The 18,372-nt window shown below is 30.0% G+C and carries 17 protein-coding genes; all 17 read right to left on the reverse strand.

The genetic code is table 11. The annotated features are described in order from the left end of the window. The gene (flgB, locus tag SYO3AOP1_RS08415; protein ID WP_012460299.1) at positions 1 to 369 is read right to left on the reverse strand and encodes a flagellar basal body rod protein FlgB; all 369 of its coding nucleotides are present in this window, start codon (positions 367 to 369) and stop codon (positions 1 to 3) included. Beyond that, complete coding sequence (locus tag SYO3AOP1_RS08420) at positions 369 to 2,306, reverse strand: hypothetical protein (RefSeq protein WP_012460300.1); 1,938 nt, start codon at positions 2,304 to 2,306, stop codon at positions 369 to 371. The genes flgB and SYO3AOP1_RS08420 overlap by 1 nt, the downstream gene beginning before the upstream one ends. Continuing rightward, entirely contained in the window at positions 2,303 to 3,688 is a 1,386-nt protein-coding gene (locus SYO3AOP1_RS08425) for a hypothetical protein (RefSeq protein WP_012460301.1), read from the reverse strand. Before SYO3AOP1_RS08425 ends, SYO3AOP1_RS08420 begins: the two co-directional genes overlap by 4 nt. Before the next feature lie 3 nt (positions 3,689 to 3,691). Continuing rightward, positions 3,692 to 4,333 carry a sigma-70 family RNA polymerase sigma factor gene (locus SYO3AOP1_RS08430; protein ID WP_012460302.1) on the reverse strand — a complete coding sequence of 214 codons (642 nt, stop codon included), beginning with the start codon at positions 4,331 to 4,333 and terminating at the stop codon, positions 3,692 to 3,694. Positions 4,334 to 4,562: 229 nt separating this feature from the next. Then, positions 4,563 to 5,426, reverse strand: coding sequence for a MinD/ParA family protein (locus tag SYO3AOP1_RS08435; RefSeq protein WP_281340739.1), 864 nt, complete (start codon positions 5,424 to 5,426; stop codon positions 4,563 to 4,565). Then, entirely contained in the window at positions 5,426 to 6,625 is a 1,200-nt protein-coding gene (gene flhF, locus SYO3AOP1_RS08440) for a flagellar biosynthesis protein FlhF (protein ID WP_012460304.1), read from the reverse strand. The genes SYO3AOP1_RS08435 and flhF overlap by 1 nt, the downstream gene beginning before the upstream one ends. Then, a complete protein-coding gene (gene flhA / locus SYO3AOP1_RS08445) occupies positions 6,615 to 8,696 on the reverse strand; it encodes a flagellar biosynthesis protein FlhA (protein WP_012460305.1) in 2,082 nt (693 codons plus the stop codon). The genes flhF and flhA overlap by 11 nt, the downstream gene beginning before the upstream one ends. A 2-nt stretch (positions 8,697 to 8,698) precedes the next feature. Next, entirely contained in the window at positions 8,699 to 9,127 is a 429-nt protein-coding gene (locus tag SYO3AOP1_RS08450; protein ID WP_012460306.1) for a rod-binding protein, read from the reverse strand. A gap of 13 nt (positions 9,128 to 9,140) precedes the next feature. Continuing rightward, a complete protein-coding gene (locus SYO3AOP1_RS08455) occupies positions 9,141 to 10,232 on the reverse strand; it encodes a flagellar basal body P-ring protein FlgI (RefSeq protein ID WP_012460307.1) in 1,092 nt (363 codons plus the stop codon). Between the two features lie 436 nt (positions 10,233 to 10,668). After that, a complete protein-coding gene (locus tag SYO3AOP1_RS08460) occupies positions 10,669 to 11,340 on the reverse strand; it encodes a flagellar basal body L-ring protein FlgH (RefSeq protein ID WP_012460308.1) in 672 nt (223 codons plus the stop codon). Between the two features lie 4 nt (positions 11,341 to 11,344). Next, a complete protein-coding gene (gene flgA / locus SYO3AOP1_RS08465) occupies positions 11,345 to 11,857 on the reverse strand; it encodes a flagellar basal body P-ring formation chaperone FlgA (RefSeq protein ID WP_012460309.1) in 513 nt (170 codons plus the stop codon). Between the two features lie 259 nt (positions 11,858 to 12,116). Then, the gene (gene flgG / locus SYO3AOP1_RS08470) at positions 12,117 to 12,917 is read right to left on the reverse strand and encodes a flagellar basal-body rod protein FlgG (RefSeq protein ID WP_012460310.1); all 801 of its coding nucleotides are present in this window, start codon (positions 12,915 to 12,917) and stop codon (positions 12,117 to 12,119) included. 21 nt (positions 12,918 to 12,938) lie between these two features. Beyond that, positions 12,939 to 13,649 carry a flagellar hook basal-body protein gene (locus tag SYO3AOP1_RS08475; RefSeq protein ID WP_012460311.1) on the reverse strand — a complete coding sequence of 237 codons (711 nt, stop codon included), beginning with the start codon at positions 13,647 to 13,649 and terminating at the stop codon, positions 12,939 to 12,941. Between the two features lie 3 nt (positions 13,650 to 13,652). After that, positions 13,653 to 14,237, reverse strand: coding sequence for a flagellar motor switch protein FliN (gene fliN / locus SYO3AOP1_RS08480; protein ID WP_012460312.1), 585 nt, complete (start codon positions 14,235 to 14,237; stop codon positions 13,653 to 13,655). After that, positions 14,221 to 15,189, reverse strand: a complete 969-nt coding sequence (locus tag SYO3AOP1_RS08485; protein ID WP_012460313.1) for a FliM/FliN family flagellar motor switch protein — start codon at positions 15,187 to 15,189, stop codon at positions 14,221 to 14,223. The genes fliN and SYO3AOP1_RS08485 overlap by 17 nt, the downstream gene beginning before the upstream one ends. Before the next feature lie 28 nt (positions 15,190 to 15,217). Beyond that, positions 15,218 to 16,240, reverse strand: a complete 1,023-nt coding sequence (fliG, locus tag SYO3AOP1_RS08490; protein ID WP_012460314.1) for a flagellar motor switch protein FliG — start codon at positions 16,238 to 16,240, stop codon at positions 15,218 to 15,220. A 436-nt stretch (positions 16,241 to 16,676) separates the two neighbouring features. Further along, positions 16,677 to 18,329, reverse strand: coding sequence for a methyl-accepting chemotaxis protein (locus SYO3AOP1_RS09395; protein WP_012460316.1), 1,653 nt, complete (start codon positions 18,327 to 18,329; stop codon positions 16,677 to 16,679). Positions 18,330 to 18,372: the final 43 nt, after the last annotated feature.

Consider the following 18,372-nt stretch of genomic DNA (forward strand, 5'->3'; position numbering starts at 1 on the left):
TTATTTTCCTGATATAGCTAATTTCATCTTTGATAGTTCTTTTTTCATAACTTCAACAAGAGATTTATACATTATTGAGCTTTCTGCAAGTTTAGCCATTTCTTCTTCGACATTGACTTTATTTTGGTCATATCCTGTAATGATACCGTTTTGATAAGGCTTAATTTTTATAAAATTATTAGGTTCTGGCTGAATATGTCTTTCATCTGTTGTTTTTAAAACTGTTTGGTAATTCAAAACTTCTTCAAAGGTTAAATCTACCGGTTTATAAAAAGGAGTGTTTGCATTGGCTATGTTTCCCTGGATGACTTTAGTCCTTTCAAAATAGAAAGAAGACATTGTATTAATTTTATCCAATTCATCAAACATTATCTTCCCACCTCCTGTAATACTTTAGAACTTTCGTATATTTCTCTTGCAATAATTGATAATTCATCATTACAGCTTGCTAAATAATTATAATACAACTCTATGTTTTCTGTTTTCTTTGTTTTTATTTTAGAGATGATGGTCATGCTTGCAGATTTGCAGATATTTTCTTTCTTTAATTTTTTAAAATCTATTTTATCTAAGATGTTTGCGACTTCATTATACTTTTTCATTTTAAATAAACTCTCTATTAGAAAATTAATTTTGTTATTAAATATTTCGTTTTTTTCATACATTTCTATAAATTGAGTTTTATTTTTATCGATTAACTTTGTAAGTTTCTCATAATTATTTATAGAATAATAATAATCAAAAGCTATATAAAATGGTAAATTTTCCATATCGCATTTATTTTGAATTGAATTTAGCTCCTCTTTATAGCCCATTTTCATATTAGATTTTGCAACAATTGTGAAAATATAATAATCACAATTTTTATTTTTTACTTTCTCCAAGGTATCTAAGGCATAATTATATTTTTTATCGCTGATAAAGGCTTTGGCAAGATCAATATAGTATTTATCCTCCTGATACTTTTCGGCCATGGATTTTAGTAAATCGATCTTTTGTTTTATATCTTTTTCATCAGAAAGACTGGTCAAAATTTTATCTAAAACATCTCTATCAAATATATCTTTAAAAAATTTTGGATTTGACAGATATAACATTCTTAATTTATCTGGAGAGAGTTTTAAAAGATATTTTGTCCATAGATTGGCAATATATTCAGCTTGTTCGTAAGTAAAGTTAGCAGGATATATTAACGATAGCTCATAGGATAACCTATTAAATAAAAAATCTGTTGGATTTTGAAAAACCAAAACTCCAAAATTACCAAGAGCATATTTGCCAATATAATTGGTTCTGTTTGATATTAAGGTTCTAACTATAAATCTTATTGGGTCTTCAAGCTGTTTTATGGATTTAATTTTATTTTCTAACTCTGGATACTTTAATCCTAATGCAAGTATTTTTAGTCTGGCGACTGTATTCTCTTGAGTTTCTGGAAATCTATTTATTACTACAAGATAATTTTGAAAAGCTTCCATTTTGTCATTTTCAATTGATGCAATATCACCAAGTCTCAAATAAGATTTTCTTATTACATCATCATTTTTTACATATGAAATGATTTTTCTAAAAATACTTTTTGCAAGATTGTAATTCTTTAATCTGTAAGCAGTTTCGGCTACAGTGTAATAAAACTCCGGGTTGTCTAATAAATAATCTTCAAAGTTTGTAATTGTGTCTTTAAAGTATTCAAAAGCAGTTTTGTAATCTTTTAGGTAAAAGGCTCTCATTCCCATTATAAAAGATAGTTCCTTACTTTCTTTAGATTCTAATGGTGTTAAGTAAATTATATATTTTGTGATATTGTCTATGTTTCCAAGCAATATAGAAGTTCTCATTATACCGAGAATGATTTTATTAGTTAAATTACTGCTATTGCTGGAAAATAAAGCTATTTTGTAATTGTTAAGGGCTCTTTCATAAAATCCTAATCTTTCATAAACTAAACCTTTAGTATAGTAATAATCTTTGTTAGCTTCTCCGCCAAATGCTATATACCAATTCAAAAAATATACTGAATTCCATAAATATTGTTTTATTCCGGTCTTTTGACCAATACTTAGATAAATCTTAGCAGATAGCAACAATACTTGTCTGTAGTCTTTTGATTTTTTATCTGCTATAGATAAAGCTTTTGATATATTTTCTAACGCACTATAATAAGAACCTACATTGTATTCTTTCAAGGCTTTATTTATAAAATCTCTTGGATTTTCCTTTGAGAAAGATTGAGAATAAAAAAGTAGATTTATTAAAAATACAATATTAATAATAAACGCATATTTCTTGATAAAAATTTCTTTCATACCGCAAGGTTTATCCCGGAAGTGTTAGAATTATTAATTGCTTTATATTCGTATAGTTTTAAAACTTTTTCTTTATCTTTGATTGTTATATTATGGTGTTTAAATCCATTATCTTTCAATATTTGTTGTATTTGAAGAATTGTAATATCATCTAAAATAACGTCTTTTGTGTTAATAACAAGGTTTAAAGCATTTGATGCTAAATTAGCAGATATATTTGTCTGATTGTATGAGAATACAAAGGAGTTGTTATTTTGATTTTGCCCATTCATATTTTTATTAAAATTGTTATCGTTTTGATTGTTTTGATAGTTTGAATTGCTATCGTTAGAATTTGAAATGTTGATATTTACTGATTGAGGTAGGTTATCATTATAATTTGTAGCAACCAGATTGTTTCCATCATTATTTTTGTTAGTATAAAAATTAACTTCATTGGAATTTTGCAAGCCTTCCGCTCTCAAGTTTTCATTAAAATTATTAATAGATATTTCAAGTTCAGGCTCTTTATTTGACTTAAGAATATTAAACTCTTTTAACTCTCCAGTTTTTTTATCTTCAATTTTTGATGTAAGTTTGTCAAATTCTTCTTTTTTCTTTAGAAGATTATAAATGACATCTTTTTGTAATTTATTATTTACGTCACTATTTGATTTATTTTTATCATCTAAAGGTATGTTAGTTTTATCTATTGCAAGATTATTCATCTTATTTAATTTTTTTAAAGGACTTTTTAAGTTCGGTAAGTTTTCTTCTTCAATAACATTTAAATTTTCCCTTTTAATGCCTTGTTTAGTATTTTTCATTTGCAAACTTATTTTATCTTGAAATTGATTAGATTTTATAATGCTTTCTATCTTCTGTTGTCTGATTTCTAAGCTTCCCATAGCCAATTTAAAGTCTTTAATTTGATTTATTTGCTTGTTTAAATTTTCATTAACAGTTAGAGTATTACTTATTTCTAAGCTGGATTTGTCTAAAGCCTTATCGTTTTTAAATTTTCTTGAGTTTTCTACATTTACTATAGACTCTATGAATTTAGTGATAGTTAGTTGATTTTTATAAGAATTTTTATTAATGGTGGAACTATTAACTTCTAAGCCGGTTTTAATTTTATTTTCTTCACTTTTAACATTCTTTAAATTTTCTACATTATTATTAACTGCATTATGACTTAAGGCTATATTTAAACTTGAGACTGTTTCTAAGTCTTTATCTTTGTTTTTTACGTCTCTATTCTTTTTAACTGCTTCTTTTTTATCTATAGATTTAGAAATAATATCATCGAAAATATTTTTTTCTAGATTTTGCTTTTTCTTTTTATTGCTGCTGCCTCTTATTATTCCTAAGCCTTCTATATATGGTTGCATTAAATTTTTCATTTTTTAACCCTCTATATTATCATACAGAATTTTTTTTAATTTTTCCACTGCTCTTGATTTTAATTGTGAAATCCTCCCAAGGCTTATATTCATAATTTCCGATATCTCTTTCGGATCTTTTTCTTCAAAGTATAAATATTGAATTATCTTCTTTTCAATATCATCTAAGTATTTATCAATAGCCTCTGAGATTTTTTCTAATAATTCTTTTTGTGCATACTCTTCTTCAGGTGTTTTAGATTTAGATGCAAATAAATCTATAAAAGAAAATTCTTCTCCATCTTCAGAAATAATTTTATCTAAACTCAGCATTATTGCATTTTTAGAAATAGGAAGCTCATCTCCAAGTTTATCTGCATACTCTATGGTGATTTTATCTTTTTCCGTTTTTGGCATAATATCTTGCTGTCTTAGAAAATCAAGAATTTCTCCTCTGATTCTGATGTATGCATAGGTTGAAAATTTACCTTTATCTTCATTGTAATTTTCAAGAGCTTTTAATAGCCCTACAATGCCGGTTTGCACCAAATCATCAAATTCTATCTCACAATCCGGCAATCTATAAAATATTTTTGAAGCAACTTTTTTAACTAAGCCAATATATTCTTCAACTATTTGCTTTTTTTGCTCTTTACTTAAGTTCACATCCGCCTCTTTCTTACTTATTTACTTATTTATATGTCAGGTGAGAAATTGGGTAAAAGTAGGAGATTCTTCGCTAACGCTCAGAATGACAAATAAGATTATTCTTCCTTTAATGTTTATCATTCACCCTTTGAATGTCATCCTGAGGCTTTAGTCCGAAGGATCTCCTCTTAAATTCTATAAAAACCACTAATTTCTCACCCAAAGGCTTTCCTGCTTATTCACTTAATTATTTAATAAAAGAAAACAGTTTTTTAAAGAAGCTTTCTTTATTTTCTCTTTTGATATCTTCTCCCGTTTCTTTTTTTGCAATTTCAATTAAATTTTTTGTAAAGGAGTCTGTTTTATAACTTTCAGAAATTAATGTTCTTGATATAACACTCTTCTTAAGATTTTCAGAAAATGGTAATATTCCTGCAAGATTTAATTCTAAATTTAGAAATCTTTTACAAGAATTTGAAAGTCTTTCAAAAGTTTCTAGTCCTTCTTCTTTACTTCTACACATGTTAATTACTATTTTAAAATTAGAATAGCCATAAATTTTAAAGACAGATTTTATTAGACTATAAGCATCGGTAAGGGCTGTAGGTTCAGGTGTTGTTATGATATATGTTTTGTCTGAAGGAAAGATAAAGTTTATTACTTCTTTACCAATCCCTGCAGCTGTATCTATTATGATGTAGTCATATTCTCCGGATATTTCGTCTAATCTCTTTATCAAATGATTTAAATCTATGTTTTCTATATCGCTTATATTGTCTATACCAGAAAACCCTGGTATTAAATCAAAGTTTTTAACTTTTATTATGTTCTCTTCTATATCTTTACCTTCAAAAAATTCTTTTAAAGATTTTATCAACGGTATGTTTAATATGACGTGAATGTTGCCAAGCCCAATATCAGCATCTATCAGAAGAACTTTTTTGTTAAAATGGTTTGCCAGTATATAAGCCAAGTTTATTGAAAAATTTGTTTTTCCTACTCCACCTTTACCGCTTGACACGCATAAAAATTTTGGATTTTTTTTCATTTGTATAATTTCAGGACCTGCTTTATTAACAAGTTCTTTTAATTGTTTTAACTGCTGCTCCATCATTCATTCTCCATAAGCAGATATGAAGCAAGTCTTTCAGGAGTAATAATTTTTAAATCTTCTGGAACATTCTGACCTGTGCTGATGTATGTTAACGGAAGTTTAGTTTTATATGCTAAATTTAATATCGTACCAGGATAAGCTGTTTCATCAATTTTTGTAAAAAACAGATAACTGATATTAAAGAATTTTCTATATTTTTGAATTAAATTATAACTTTCTTTATTTTTCCAGTTGCAGCTTACCACCATCATATACTCTATTTCATCAATCAAGCGTAAAGTTTCCTTTATTTCCCCAAGCTTCCAATGGTCGTAATGGCTTCTTCCTACAGTATCTATTAGTATAACATCTACAAAATCTAAATCATCTACAGTTTCTCTTAACTTTTTAGGGTCGGATAATATTTGGAAAGGTATTCCAAGTATGTTGCAGTAGCTTCTTGCTTGATCTCCTGCTCCTGCTTTAAATGTGTCTATCGATACAACAGCAACCTTTTTGTTCTCTTCTAAAATAAGCTTTGAAGCTACTTTAAATAGATTTGTTGTCTTTCCAACACCGGTTGGTCCCAAAAAAGCTACAACTCTCCTTCTGTCAGAATCTTTAAAAATATCTCCTTTAAAAATAAAGCTTTTTTCAATACCTTCTATAAGAGATTCTCTATATGTAAAGTGTTTTAAATCTAACTTATTTGAACCCATTTCTAATCCACAAGCATTTCTTACAATTTCTTTAGCAACATCTAACTCAACGTCTTTTTGAATCAGTAAATTAATTAAGTCTAAAGCTTTTCCTGTAAATTCTTCTGTGATTTCTTTGTATGTTATATTATTATCGTAATACTCTTCTTTTATGTTTAGTTTTTGATTTAAATCATTATGAACTGTAGTTTTTATAACAGATTCAGTTTTTTCAACAATTTCCTGTTTATTTTCTGCTTTAAATGGATTATAAACTTGTACTTCTTCTTTTTTGTTTTCCTCTTCTAGATTTTCAGATAAGATATCCTCAAAAGAAATTTTATTTTCTATTGGTTCAACTATGAGGATATATTTTGTTTTCTTAAAAAAAGGAATTTTTGTTTTTTCTTTTATCTCATTTTGATATAGAATTTTAAACTCCTCACCTAAATTTTCTTTTATTTGGTGCATCAATTTGTTTAAATCATAGCCTTCAAAGATTTTTATTTTAGGTTCCATCTACTTCCACAACTCCAATAATATTTAATTTTATTTTACTATCAATCTCTGAATAAGACAAAACTTGTAAGTTAGGTATATAGTTTTCAATAATTTGCTTGATATATCTTCTTATATTTGGAGATGTTAATAATACAGGGGTTGCGCCCTGAATAATAAAGTTTTCTAAATGTTTGGATATTTCTGTTATCAACTTTTGAACAAAAACAGGATTTAATGGTGGCATCTGCCAATCATTCTCTTTAAGTAAATTTATTAAATATTCTTGAGTTTTATTTCCAAGTATTAATGCTGTAAGTTGTCCGTTTTTGGCAAACATTGAAGTAATCATTCTGCTTAATGCTCCCCGAACGTATTCAGTTAAGATATCCGGGTCTTGTGTTTTATTTATACTATCCGCTAATGCCTCTACAATAGTAATGATATCTGTGATTGGAATTCCTTCTTTTAAAAGATTTTGAAGAACTTTATGAAGTATATTTAAAGGAACTTGTGATGGAACAATATCCTTTATTATAGGATAACTTTTTGCAATATTATCAATGATTTCTTTAACCTGCATTCTTGTAAGTATTTCGTAAGAGTATCTTTTAATTATTTCTGATAAATGAGTAACTATTACGGTAGGCACATCTACTACTGTGTATCCGTTTAGTTTTGCCCTGTCTTTGTTGGCTTCATCTATCCATAAAGCATTTAATCCAAAGGCCGGGTCTTTTGTTGAAACACCTTCCACTTTTTCTCTAATAGAACCTGTATCTAATGCAAGATGTTTATCCGGGTCTACTTCGTACCTTGCTACTTCTACACCTTTAATTAAAACTCTATACTCATTTGGCTTTAATTCTAAATTATCTTTGATATGTACAGGTGGAACTATCAGTCCAAGCTCTTTGCTTAATTGTTTTCTTAAATTTTTTATTCTTTTAATAAGCTCACCACCTTGTGATTCATCAACTAATTTGATTAATCTGTATCCTATCTCAAAAGTTAAAACTTCCGGTGGAGATATATAGCTTTCTGGTTGCTCTTCTTCTAACTGTTTAATAACTTCTTTCGCTTTTTCTTCTTTTTCTGTTTTTTCTCTCTCTTTAAGTGTTAGATACATTATGTATCCTGAAAATCCAAGAATTGCCGAAAGTATTAAAAATGGTAAAGTTGGCATACCCGGAACGATTCCCATAGTAAACACAGCACCTGACGCCATCCATAAGGCTTTTGGAATGCTTGTTAGCTGTGTAAATATTTCTTTACCAAGGTTTGTTTCTGAAGCAGCACGGGTAACCATTAAACCTGCAGCTGTTGACGTGATAAGAGCCGGTATTTGGGACACCAATCCATCACCTATAGTTAAAATCGTAAAGTTTTGTAATGCCGATTGGAAATCCATTCCTTTTTGAACCATTCCAATTATGATTCCACCAATCATATTTATAAAGGTAATGATTATTGCAGCTATAGCATCGCCACGAATAAACTTAGTTGCACCATCCATTGCCCCATAAAAATCTGCTTCTCTTTGAATTTCTTGACGTCTTCTTTGAGCTTCTTTCTCATCTATAAGACCGCTATTTAAGTCTGCATCTATACTCATCTGTTTACCCGGCATAGCATCGAGTGTAAATCTTGCAGCCACTTCTGAAATTCTTTCTGTACCTTTTGTGATAACAATAAAGTTGATGATTACAAGCACTAAAAACACTATAATACCAACTACATAACTACCACCAACGACAAACTGCCCGAAAGACTGTATAACGTGACCTGCTGCATCTGGTCCTTCGTGTCCATGCAGTAAAATTCTTCTTGTTGATGCAACGTTTAAAGATAATCTAAATAGTGTTGCAAGCAAAAGTAAAGAAGGAAAAGAAGATATTTTTAAAGGACTATCAACATAAACCGTAGCCATTAAAATTAGCATGGAAAAACTGATACTCATTGTAAGAAGTATATCAAGCAATAACGGCGGAACCGGTAAAACTAAAGAACCAAGAATTATAAGTATAAAAACAATAATTATTGCATCTGAATTTTGGTTTATTTTGTCAAAAATAGGTAAAACTCTATCCAATTTTAACCTTCTGGTTTTGAGTTTTTAGTGTAATTACTAATAGCATTAAGTATATAGTCTTTAAGTCCAATTTGGTTAGAATCTGCCATTACCTGAGCAAGCTGCATAAAAAACATATCCATATACATCTTATTTCCAAAATCTGAAGATGAAAATTCAAAAAGGCCGTTTTTCATCTCTTTAAGCATCATTTCAAAGAAGATTGTTTGAAATGTATTTGCAACTTCCTCCGGTGTTTTTGATTCTTGTATAGATTTTAAGTCAAAGTACGATTTTATAGGCTTTATTACATCTTGTTTTGGTTGGTTTAAATATGTCTGCAGAGATTTATCAAAGCTATTGTTGTTATGCTTTTGAGATTTTATACCTACATCTTTTATATCTTTTAGCTCTTTTATCAAATCTTCTAACGGTGGAAGGTCTTTAAACATTTCAATCTCCCCCTTACATTACTTTTATTTCTGCGTGTAATTTACCTGCAGCTTTTATGGCTTGCAGTATTGCTATTAAATCGTATGGAGAAACTCCTAAATCATTCAATGCTTTTACTAAATCAGAAAGCTTTGCTGATTCTATGGATATAATTCTACCTTTTTCTTCTTGAACTTTAGTAGTTACTCCTTCGGTCACTACTGTTTGACCACCGGATAAAGGTGGTGGTTGTGAGATTACAGGCGTTTTTTCTACTGTAACATAAATACTTCCATGCGATACGTAAACAGGAGTATCTATGGCTACATCTCCACTCATGATTACAGTTCCTGTTTTTTCATAAAATACTATAGTTGGTATATTGTCTTTATCGGTTTTTATTTTTAAGTCTAAAATCTCTGCTAAAAATTCTGTTTTATTTTTTGTTTGTGGCAGTCTAACTTTTATTGAAGTAGGGTCTTGAACAACTGCTAATCCTGGATATTTTTGATTTATTACGTTTACAATTTCTTGAGCTTTTGAAAAGCTTGGATTTTTAAGACTTAAGGTCACCTCTGTCATAGAATTAAAGTCAAATGGTAGCTCTTCTTCAACGATTGCACCGTTTGGAATAATGCCTGCGGTTGGAAATCCTTTTTGAACCTTTCCACCTTTATTTGATTCTAAAAAGCCACCGCCGGTTGATACAGGTCCTTGTGCAAAGGCGTAAATCTTCCCATCCGGTCCATAAAGAGGCGTTCTTATTAATAGACCGTTGACGATATCTTTTGCATCACCGATTGATGCTACTTGAACATCTATTGCCATCCCGGGCTTAGCAAATGGTGGTAAATTTGCAGTAACCATAACTGCAGCAGCGTTTTTTGTTCTTACTTGAGCAGGGTCTATGTAAATTCCAAGCTTTCTTAACATATTGGCTATACTGATTAATGTGTATCTGCTTGTAGTCCCATCACCAGTTCCATTTAAACCAACAACTATACCATAGCCAGTAAGATAGTTTGGTCTAAAGCCTTCAACATATACTTCATCCCGGATTTTGACTTCAGCGGCAAAAGAAAAGCTTGTTATAAAAACTATAGCAATTAAAACTTTTTTCCACATCCCTTTAATTCTCCTAATAATCATCATATTTGAAAAGATATGTAAGGTAAAAAATTCAATAAAAATAGGAGATTCTTCACCAGCTTTAGAAAGATAACATTACTTTCGTAAGGGCGATTCATGAATCGCCCCTACTCTTTCACTTTCATTTATTCAATTTAAAAGAATTTTTTACTTTTTATAAAAGTTATTTTAAATTATTTTTAATACATCGGGTAAAAAATTCAACAAAAACATGAGATTCTTCGCTTCGCTCAGAATGACAAATAAGGTTGTCCTTTTCTAATGTTTATCAATCAACCTTTTTCTGTCATCCTGAGGACGTAAGTCCGAAGGATCTCATTTTTAAATTTTACAAAAACCGCTAATTTCTCACCCAAGGTATAAAAGTTATTTTATATTATTTTTAATGTGACTGCCACTTATAAGGATTATCTTAAAACGGCCAGATTCTTTTTAAGAATTGTGCTAACCAACCCGGTCTTGAGCTATCTGCCATATAACCTTCTCCATTATACTCTACATACATATCCGAAATTCTTGAAGAATCTACAGAGTTATCTTGCATTATATCGGTAGGCTTTACAATACCTGAAATTACAAGTGTTTGATAATCATCGTTAACTTTAACAACCTTTTTCCCCACTATAAATAAATTTCCGTTTGGATAAACCTTTGTAACTCTTGCAGAAATTGTTGCTATTAGAGTTGATTTTCTGTTTGTAGATGCAGATCCTTTATGGGTATCTGAGTTTTGCTCTGTTATGCCGGCTATTGGAGTTTTATTTATTAAATCTTTACCCATTAGCTTTGGCGATGGAACGTTTAAATCCATCTTCTGTTGCTCTTGTGTATTTGTATTAGAAGCAGTCTGTCCAGCTATGTTTTCAACAACTTTTATTGTTATAACATCTCCAACCGTGAAAGCTTTAGAATCGGAAAATAAATTGTTATAGCTGCCTGTGTATAAAGAGCCGGGTGTTCTTACGACCTTTTCTTGCTCTATCTCTGGTGGATTTGGGTTAAATGGCTTTCCGTACTCTGTTTTTTTAGCACATCCTGCTGTGATAAAACCTATTATTCCGAATAATAGTATTAATCTTTTCATTTTTTTACTCCCTGCTTGCTTCTATCAAAACAGTATCATTAGAGATAACTTTTCCTACCAATTCTTTGCCTGTAGATATATTTTTAACTTTAATGTAATCCCCTTCTTTACCGTTTTCAAGAGCTACACCAAGCATTTGTATTTTTATGTTTTTATTTAAATAAACTATGCTAACTTTTTGATTTTTTACAACTGCCCATTTTGTAGTAGCTGATATTCTAAATGTGATAGGGATAGTTGCGACTATTTCTTCATCTTTCAAATAAGTACAATCTAAATATAGATAAATACTACTTTTTCCTTTGCTTTTACACTCAACTTTATTAAAATCTTTACTTAACTTCTCTTCATAACTCTGTGGTATTTTAACTACATCTATTATCTCAACATCTTTAAAATTTTCCTTTGCATACTCTAAAGCCATATTTTTAGCTTTTTCAAGCCTTTCACCGGCTTTTACATAAAAAATTGTAAGTAAAACAAGCAATAAAATTATGTTCCAAAGTTTTGCGCTCAATTTTTTATCCTTAATTTATTCAATCTTATAAAAATTATTAATTTCTCATCAAAGTAATTATTCATTAATCTAAATATACGTCAGGTAATAAATTCAATAAAAAATAGGAGATTCTTCGCTGACGCTCAGAATGACGAATTCTATGATGCTTGTCAATCAACCTTTTCCTGTCATCCTGAGGACGTAAGTCCGAAGGATCTCCTTTTTAAATTCTATGAAAACCGCTAATTTCTCACCCAAAGTATTAATCTAAAAATTATTAACTTTTCAATGTACTTACAGTCTTAAGCATTTCATCTGCTGTAATAATACCTTTCGAGTTAACTTCGTAAGCTCTTTGTGCTACTATTAGATTTACCATCTCTTCCACTATATTTACGTTAGACATTTCTAAAAATCCTTGTGTAAGCTTTCCAAAAGCATCAGTATTTGGGTCTCCTTCTATAGGCTGTCCGGAAGCTTCTGTATACTTAAATAAATTTCCTCCTATTGCTTTAAGTCCTGCTGGGTTTATGAATTTGTAAAGCTTTATATTTCCAACTTCTTCTGTTGTCTGTTGTCCACCGCTATTTCTAACTACAATAACTTTTCCATTTGGACTTATAGAAATATTTAAAACTGTTTCTGGAGCTGAAATTTGTATGTTTGGACTTAATCTGTACCCTTCTGGATTTACTATATATCCTTCGTTATCTATTTGGAAATTTCCAGCCCTTGTAAAAGCTTCGCTTCCATCAGGCATTTCTATTTTGAAAAATCCTTCACCTTGTATCGCAACATCTAAAGGATTATCTGTTTTCATCAAACTTCCCTGAGAAAACATTTTTGCAACATCAGACACTTTCACACCTAAACCTATCTGAATCCCTGCCGGGACTCTATTCTGAGTTGAGCTTAAAACACCCGGGTCTCTCACATCTTGATAGATCAAATCTTCGAAATTAGCTCTACTTCTTTTAAATCCAACTGTATTCACGTTAGCTATGTTGTGAGAAATCACATCTAAATTTGTCTGTTGTGCTTCCATCCCCGACGCTGATGTCCATAATGCTCTTAACATTTTAATAACCTCCTTAACTTTTTATGCTTTTCCAATCTCGTTAACTTTACCTTCTAACATATCAAGATATTTTGCAAGATTCATGTATATATCAAATCTTCTATGATTGTTAATCATTTCAACCATTTCTTTAACAATGTTTAGGTTTGCTCCTTCAAGATATCCTTGTTTTATCTCAAAGTTGGTTATTTGTTGTTCTTGTCCTTGATAGTATGAGTTTCCTACAGCTTGTAAATTTTGCAAATTAACTACTCTTATTTTTCCTGTAATCTGTCCATTTTGATAAATCTCACCTTTAGGCGTTATTTGAAATTTGCTATCCTGAATTTGAATTCTTCTAAAATTCTCATCTAAAACATAAGCACCGTTTACATCTACCAAATAGCCTTCCTGATTTATTGAAAAATGACCATTTCTTGTGTAGTATCTTCCTATAGCACTTTCAACCGTAAAAAATCCATCTCTTACAATCGCTAAGTCTAAATTGTTTTCTGTTTTAATTAAAGGTCCTTGAAAGTTTAAAACCGAGCTATCCATAAAACGTGGGAAAACGAGAAGATCTCCAACTTTTCCTTTATTTTCAGGTATCTTTTGACTCATTTCTCTAACGAGAAGTTTTTTAAAGCCGGGCGTATTGCTGTTAGCTATATTGTTTGTAGTTGTATCAAGCTGCTCTGTAGCTCTTTCTCCACCTGAAGCAAGAATATAAATTGGTTGAAAATTTATTGCCATTTTTTAACCTCTTATTTGACTTGAAACAAGTCTTACCCTTTCTTCTTTCGTCAAAATTTCAGTTATCTTTATTGCAAAATTATCATCTACCTGGTAAAGTTCTCCTTTTGCAACAAGAACACCATTTACTTTTAAATCTATAGGTTCATTTAAATATTTGTCTAAATCTATTACAGAACTTGGAGCAAGTTTTAAAATCTCTTCTATAGACATAGATTTTGAGCCTACTTCTACTGTAATTGTAATAGGAATATCTAAAAGAATATCAAGTTTATTTAAAATTTCTGGACTAAATTCTTCTTTTGTAAAGCTTTCTTTTTTTTCTGATTCTTTTAACGGCGTTTGATGAGTATTTGCGTCAACAGATTCACTTTTTTCTTCATGCAACATTTCAGACCACTGAGCTGCCAAGTCTTCCTGCGACCCTTCCTTTTTCCCACTTTCATTTAACATTTCAGACCACTGAGCCAACAAGTCTTCTTGAGATTCTTCTTTTTTCTCGTCTTGGTTTAACATTTCAGACCAAGCGGCTGCTAAATCTTCTTGGTTATCTTCAGGTTTATTTTCTTGTTTATCCATTTCCTCCATCATCGTTCTCCTTAATTACTTTTGTTATCATTGCAGCGAATTTTTTGTCTAATTTACCTAAGCTTGCTTTAAATTTAACCTTATCTTCAACTTTTAAGTCCAATTCTTCAGATTGTTTTTTGTTTAATATTATCTCTGTTCCAACATCGTAGTTTAAAAATTCTTTTACTAAGACACTAAATTTATCTAATTCCAATATTAGTTTAAGGTTTACTTTTAATAACTTTTTAATAAGCTCTTTTCTCCATTCAGGTGATACTTCAGAGCCGAATGTATCAGTAAAAAGAATATCTTTGATGGGTAAAAACAGCATCTGTGGAAATGCAAACGTTAAAGGTACCTCTAAACCCTCAATATCTATCATAATTTCTGCTACAATAACTTTTTCTGCATGAGATACTATTCTTACCAAAATTGGATTAAACTCTATACTCTTTCTTTCAATTTCTATAGGATATACATCTTTCCATATCTTTTCAAAACTTCCTAAAACAATGTCTACTAATTTTTCAATTATTCTGATTTCAAGCTTTGTAAATTCTCTTCCTTCAATTTTAAAAGGTCTTGCTCCTCCACCAAACAAAGCACTTACTAAGTTAAAAACAACACGAGAGTCTATAATCAAAAGTGACGAGTCTTTCAAAGGCTTCATATTAAAAATTGTATATGATGCTGGTAGTGGAATTTTTCCAATAAAGTCTCCAAATCTCATTGTTACTATTTTACCTTTAGAGACCATGTTTACCACAGGAAATTCAGTCCTAATTTCTTCTCTAAAGATTTTCACCCACTTTTCAAATAAAACTTCTAATCCTTGAAATCCGCCTTTTTGAATTTTCTCAAGTCTATTAAAATCAAATAGCTTTTCTTTTATTTTTTCTTCTGCAGTTGCGGAAGATTTACCTCCACCTATTAATGCATCTATCTCATCCTGAGATAAAAAGTCAGACATCCCTATCACCTCTTTTGACTTATTCTAATTATAGCATTTCTTCACCACCTGCTCCGTATTCAATAACGCCAGACTGTATGAGATTTTTAATAGCCTGTATAATCTTTTTCCTTGCATTTTCAACATCAGATTTTTTAACAGGACCAAGCACTTCCATATCTTCCAAAAACATTTGAGCAGCTCTTTTTGACATATTAGCAGTAAATTTATCAATAATTTCTTGTGGAGCACCTTTAAGAGCAATAAGTAGGTCATTTTTATCAACAGCTTTGAGAATTTCCATAATAGCTCTATTATCAAGTTTAATAATATCCTCAAATTTAAACATACGCTCTTCGATATTGTCTGCAAGAGAGGGTGCTTCTTTTCTTATTTCATCAAGTATTTCTTGAGCTAAATCTTTTGGTAAGTTGTTTACTATTTCGGCTGAAACATCAATTCCACTTAACATTTCTTCTTTTCCAGCTCCTATTGTATAAAGCTCCTCTTCTAAAGAATCAGCAACGGTTTTAATCATATTAGATGAAACTTTTTCTAAGGATGCAATTCTTTTTATAACTTCTTCTTGAATGTTAGAAATGCCCTGTCTTCTTGGTAAGTATTGGATTATTTCTGCTGCCTTTTGTGGTTTTAGCTGTGTTAATATTAAAGCAATAACTTGAGGATGCTCATTTTTAATTATATTTGCTACTACCTTTGCAGGAAGTTTTTCAATTTCTTGGAAAACTGCTTTCCCTTCTTCAGCCATTACTAAGCCTTCAAACAGTTCTTTAACTTTTTCTGGAGGTAGCGCTTTTTCCAATATCTTTTTTATATTATCCGGAAGAAGTTTTAAAGGTACTGCCTCTGATAAATTTTTATATGCTTCTTGAATAACTGATTTAATATTTTCTTTTGTCGGCTCTTCTAATGTGAGTAATGCTTTGATAATCTTCTCAAGTTCAGTTTGTTTAAGATGTTTAAAAATTTTTACATTCTTTTCTTCTGGTAATATAGATAATAATATGGCTGCTTTTTCTAATCCCGTTAATTTACTTTTTTCCTCAGCCAACTTTAGCCTCCATTAAAGTTATATTTTTTGACTTATAAAATGTATTTCGATGAGAAATTCAGTAAAAGTATGAGATTCTTCGCTTACGCTCAGAATGACGAAATTAGATTGTTCCTTGTCATCCTGAGGATGTAAGTCCGAAGGATCTCCTTATCTAAATTCTATAAAAATCGCTAATTTCTCACTCAAGTTATATATTATTCTAACTTATAAAATATTTACTTTCTGAACCATTTTTCTCTGTTTTTTTTATTTTTATCCCTTGGAGGAAATATACTTTTATATAAGTTTTTCCAAAAAATTCTTGCTCTTGTAGATTTATAGCTCCAAATAGTTACACTTATTGAAAGTATAATCCATAAAGGGATAAGAATTCTTATCAATAACTCACTTCCCTTCTCTTCCATTTGATTAAATACAGAAGGTTCGATCATTTCTATCTACCTTTTATTTTAAATTTTTTCATTTCTTCTTCCACAACTTTTAATTCTCTAATTATTTCTTCATACTCTTTAGCTAATTTTGATATTTGATCAGTATTTTCAGTAAACATCTTTGCAAGATCATCCAATTTATGCATAATCTTTTCTACAATTGATATTTGGGACTGAATTGTAGATAAAAGAGGGTCAAGAGCATTGTAAATTTCTGAATAGCTGTTCTTAATATCGCTAAAGTTTATAGATAATTCATTAGTTGCTGTCAATGTTTCATCTATAATTTTTTGAACATTTCTAACGGATTTTTGAATTAAACCTGCACTGTTTTGAGTTTTTTCTGATAATTTTCTTATTTCATCAGCTACTACAGCGAAACCCCTTCCCATTTCTCCTGCTCTTGCTGCTTCTATTGCAGCATTTAGTGCTAAGAGATTTGTCTGCTCTGAAATTTCTATAATACCTTCAACAAAAGAAGAAATCTCATAACCTATATCTTTTATTTCATTACTTGTGGCTAAAAATTGTTCCATCCGCTCTGAACCTTGAGTTATACTCAGTAGAGCTTTCTTAGATAATTCTCTTATCGTTGTAATTTTCTCTATAATGCTCTCTAAATTCTGTGTATATGATTTAAAATTATCTCTTACTTCAATAACAAATTGTTCTTGATTTTTCATATTTTTGGATATACCGTTGAATTTATCAATAGAAGTAATAAGACTATTTTCAACTTTATTAAATGATGAAACAGAACTGCCAATTACTTTACTTAAGCTTTCCAAAGAGTTATTAAAGCTTTGTCTTATTTCTTCAAAACCCCCTTCCATCTTTTCTTCTACGCGAAAGCTTAAATTGCCTTCCGATAATTTTTTCATCCCTGTTTTAATAAAACCAAAACTTTTATTAAGAGCTTCTAATAAAGAGTTATAACGTTCTATAGTTTCTCCAACTTCATCCTTTAATTTTATGTTTATTTTCTGTGTAAAATCACCAATTGAAGCAAATTTCATAGATTCTCTAAGTTTAGATAAACCATCAACATATTTATTAAAAAACTTATATATGTATCCAATACCTATAACTGTAATAAATAGAAAAATTACAATTCCAAATAAACTTATAAAAGCACCATATATTTGAAACTTTGATATATCAAATTTTATTGTTATTGCACCAAGAACTTCACCTTCTTTAACTAAATGACAGTTCATACAATTTATAGTTCCATAATCTTTTGCGATATAAGGAATGGTTACTCTATATTCTGCGTTACCTAAACTTTCCATAATAGAATCATAAGATTTGCCCTCCCGTAAGACTCTCTTATCAATTTCATCTTTTGGCTTTTCATTATTCTTTGGCGGTCCAAATTGTTTAATAACAGATTCTCCTCTCAAAACATAAATATCTTTTATGTCATCATTGATTTTTTTCATGTCTTTGATTAAATTATCTCTTCTATCCATGGTTCCTGTAAGCATGTACGTGTTTAATCCGATTCTTACAGCTTCTGCTATCGATTTTGCTTCATGTATTGACTGATTTAATCCAATAGACCGTGTAGCCAATCCAAGCATTACAGCAGTTAAAATTGTTAAAATCGTTGAAAATATAATTAGCCTAATAGCTAATTTACCCCTAATTCCCATGGCATTACCCTCTTAAGCATTTTAAAGATTCGATTATTTTACT

The sequence above is a fragment of the Sulfurihydrogenibium sp. YO3AOP1 genome (assembly GCF_000020325.1).
In the GTDB taxonomy this organism is placed as follows: domain Bacteria; phylum Aquificota; class Aquificia; order Aquificales; family Hydrogenothermaceae; genus Sulfurihydrogenibium.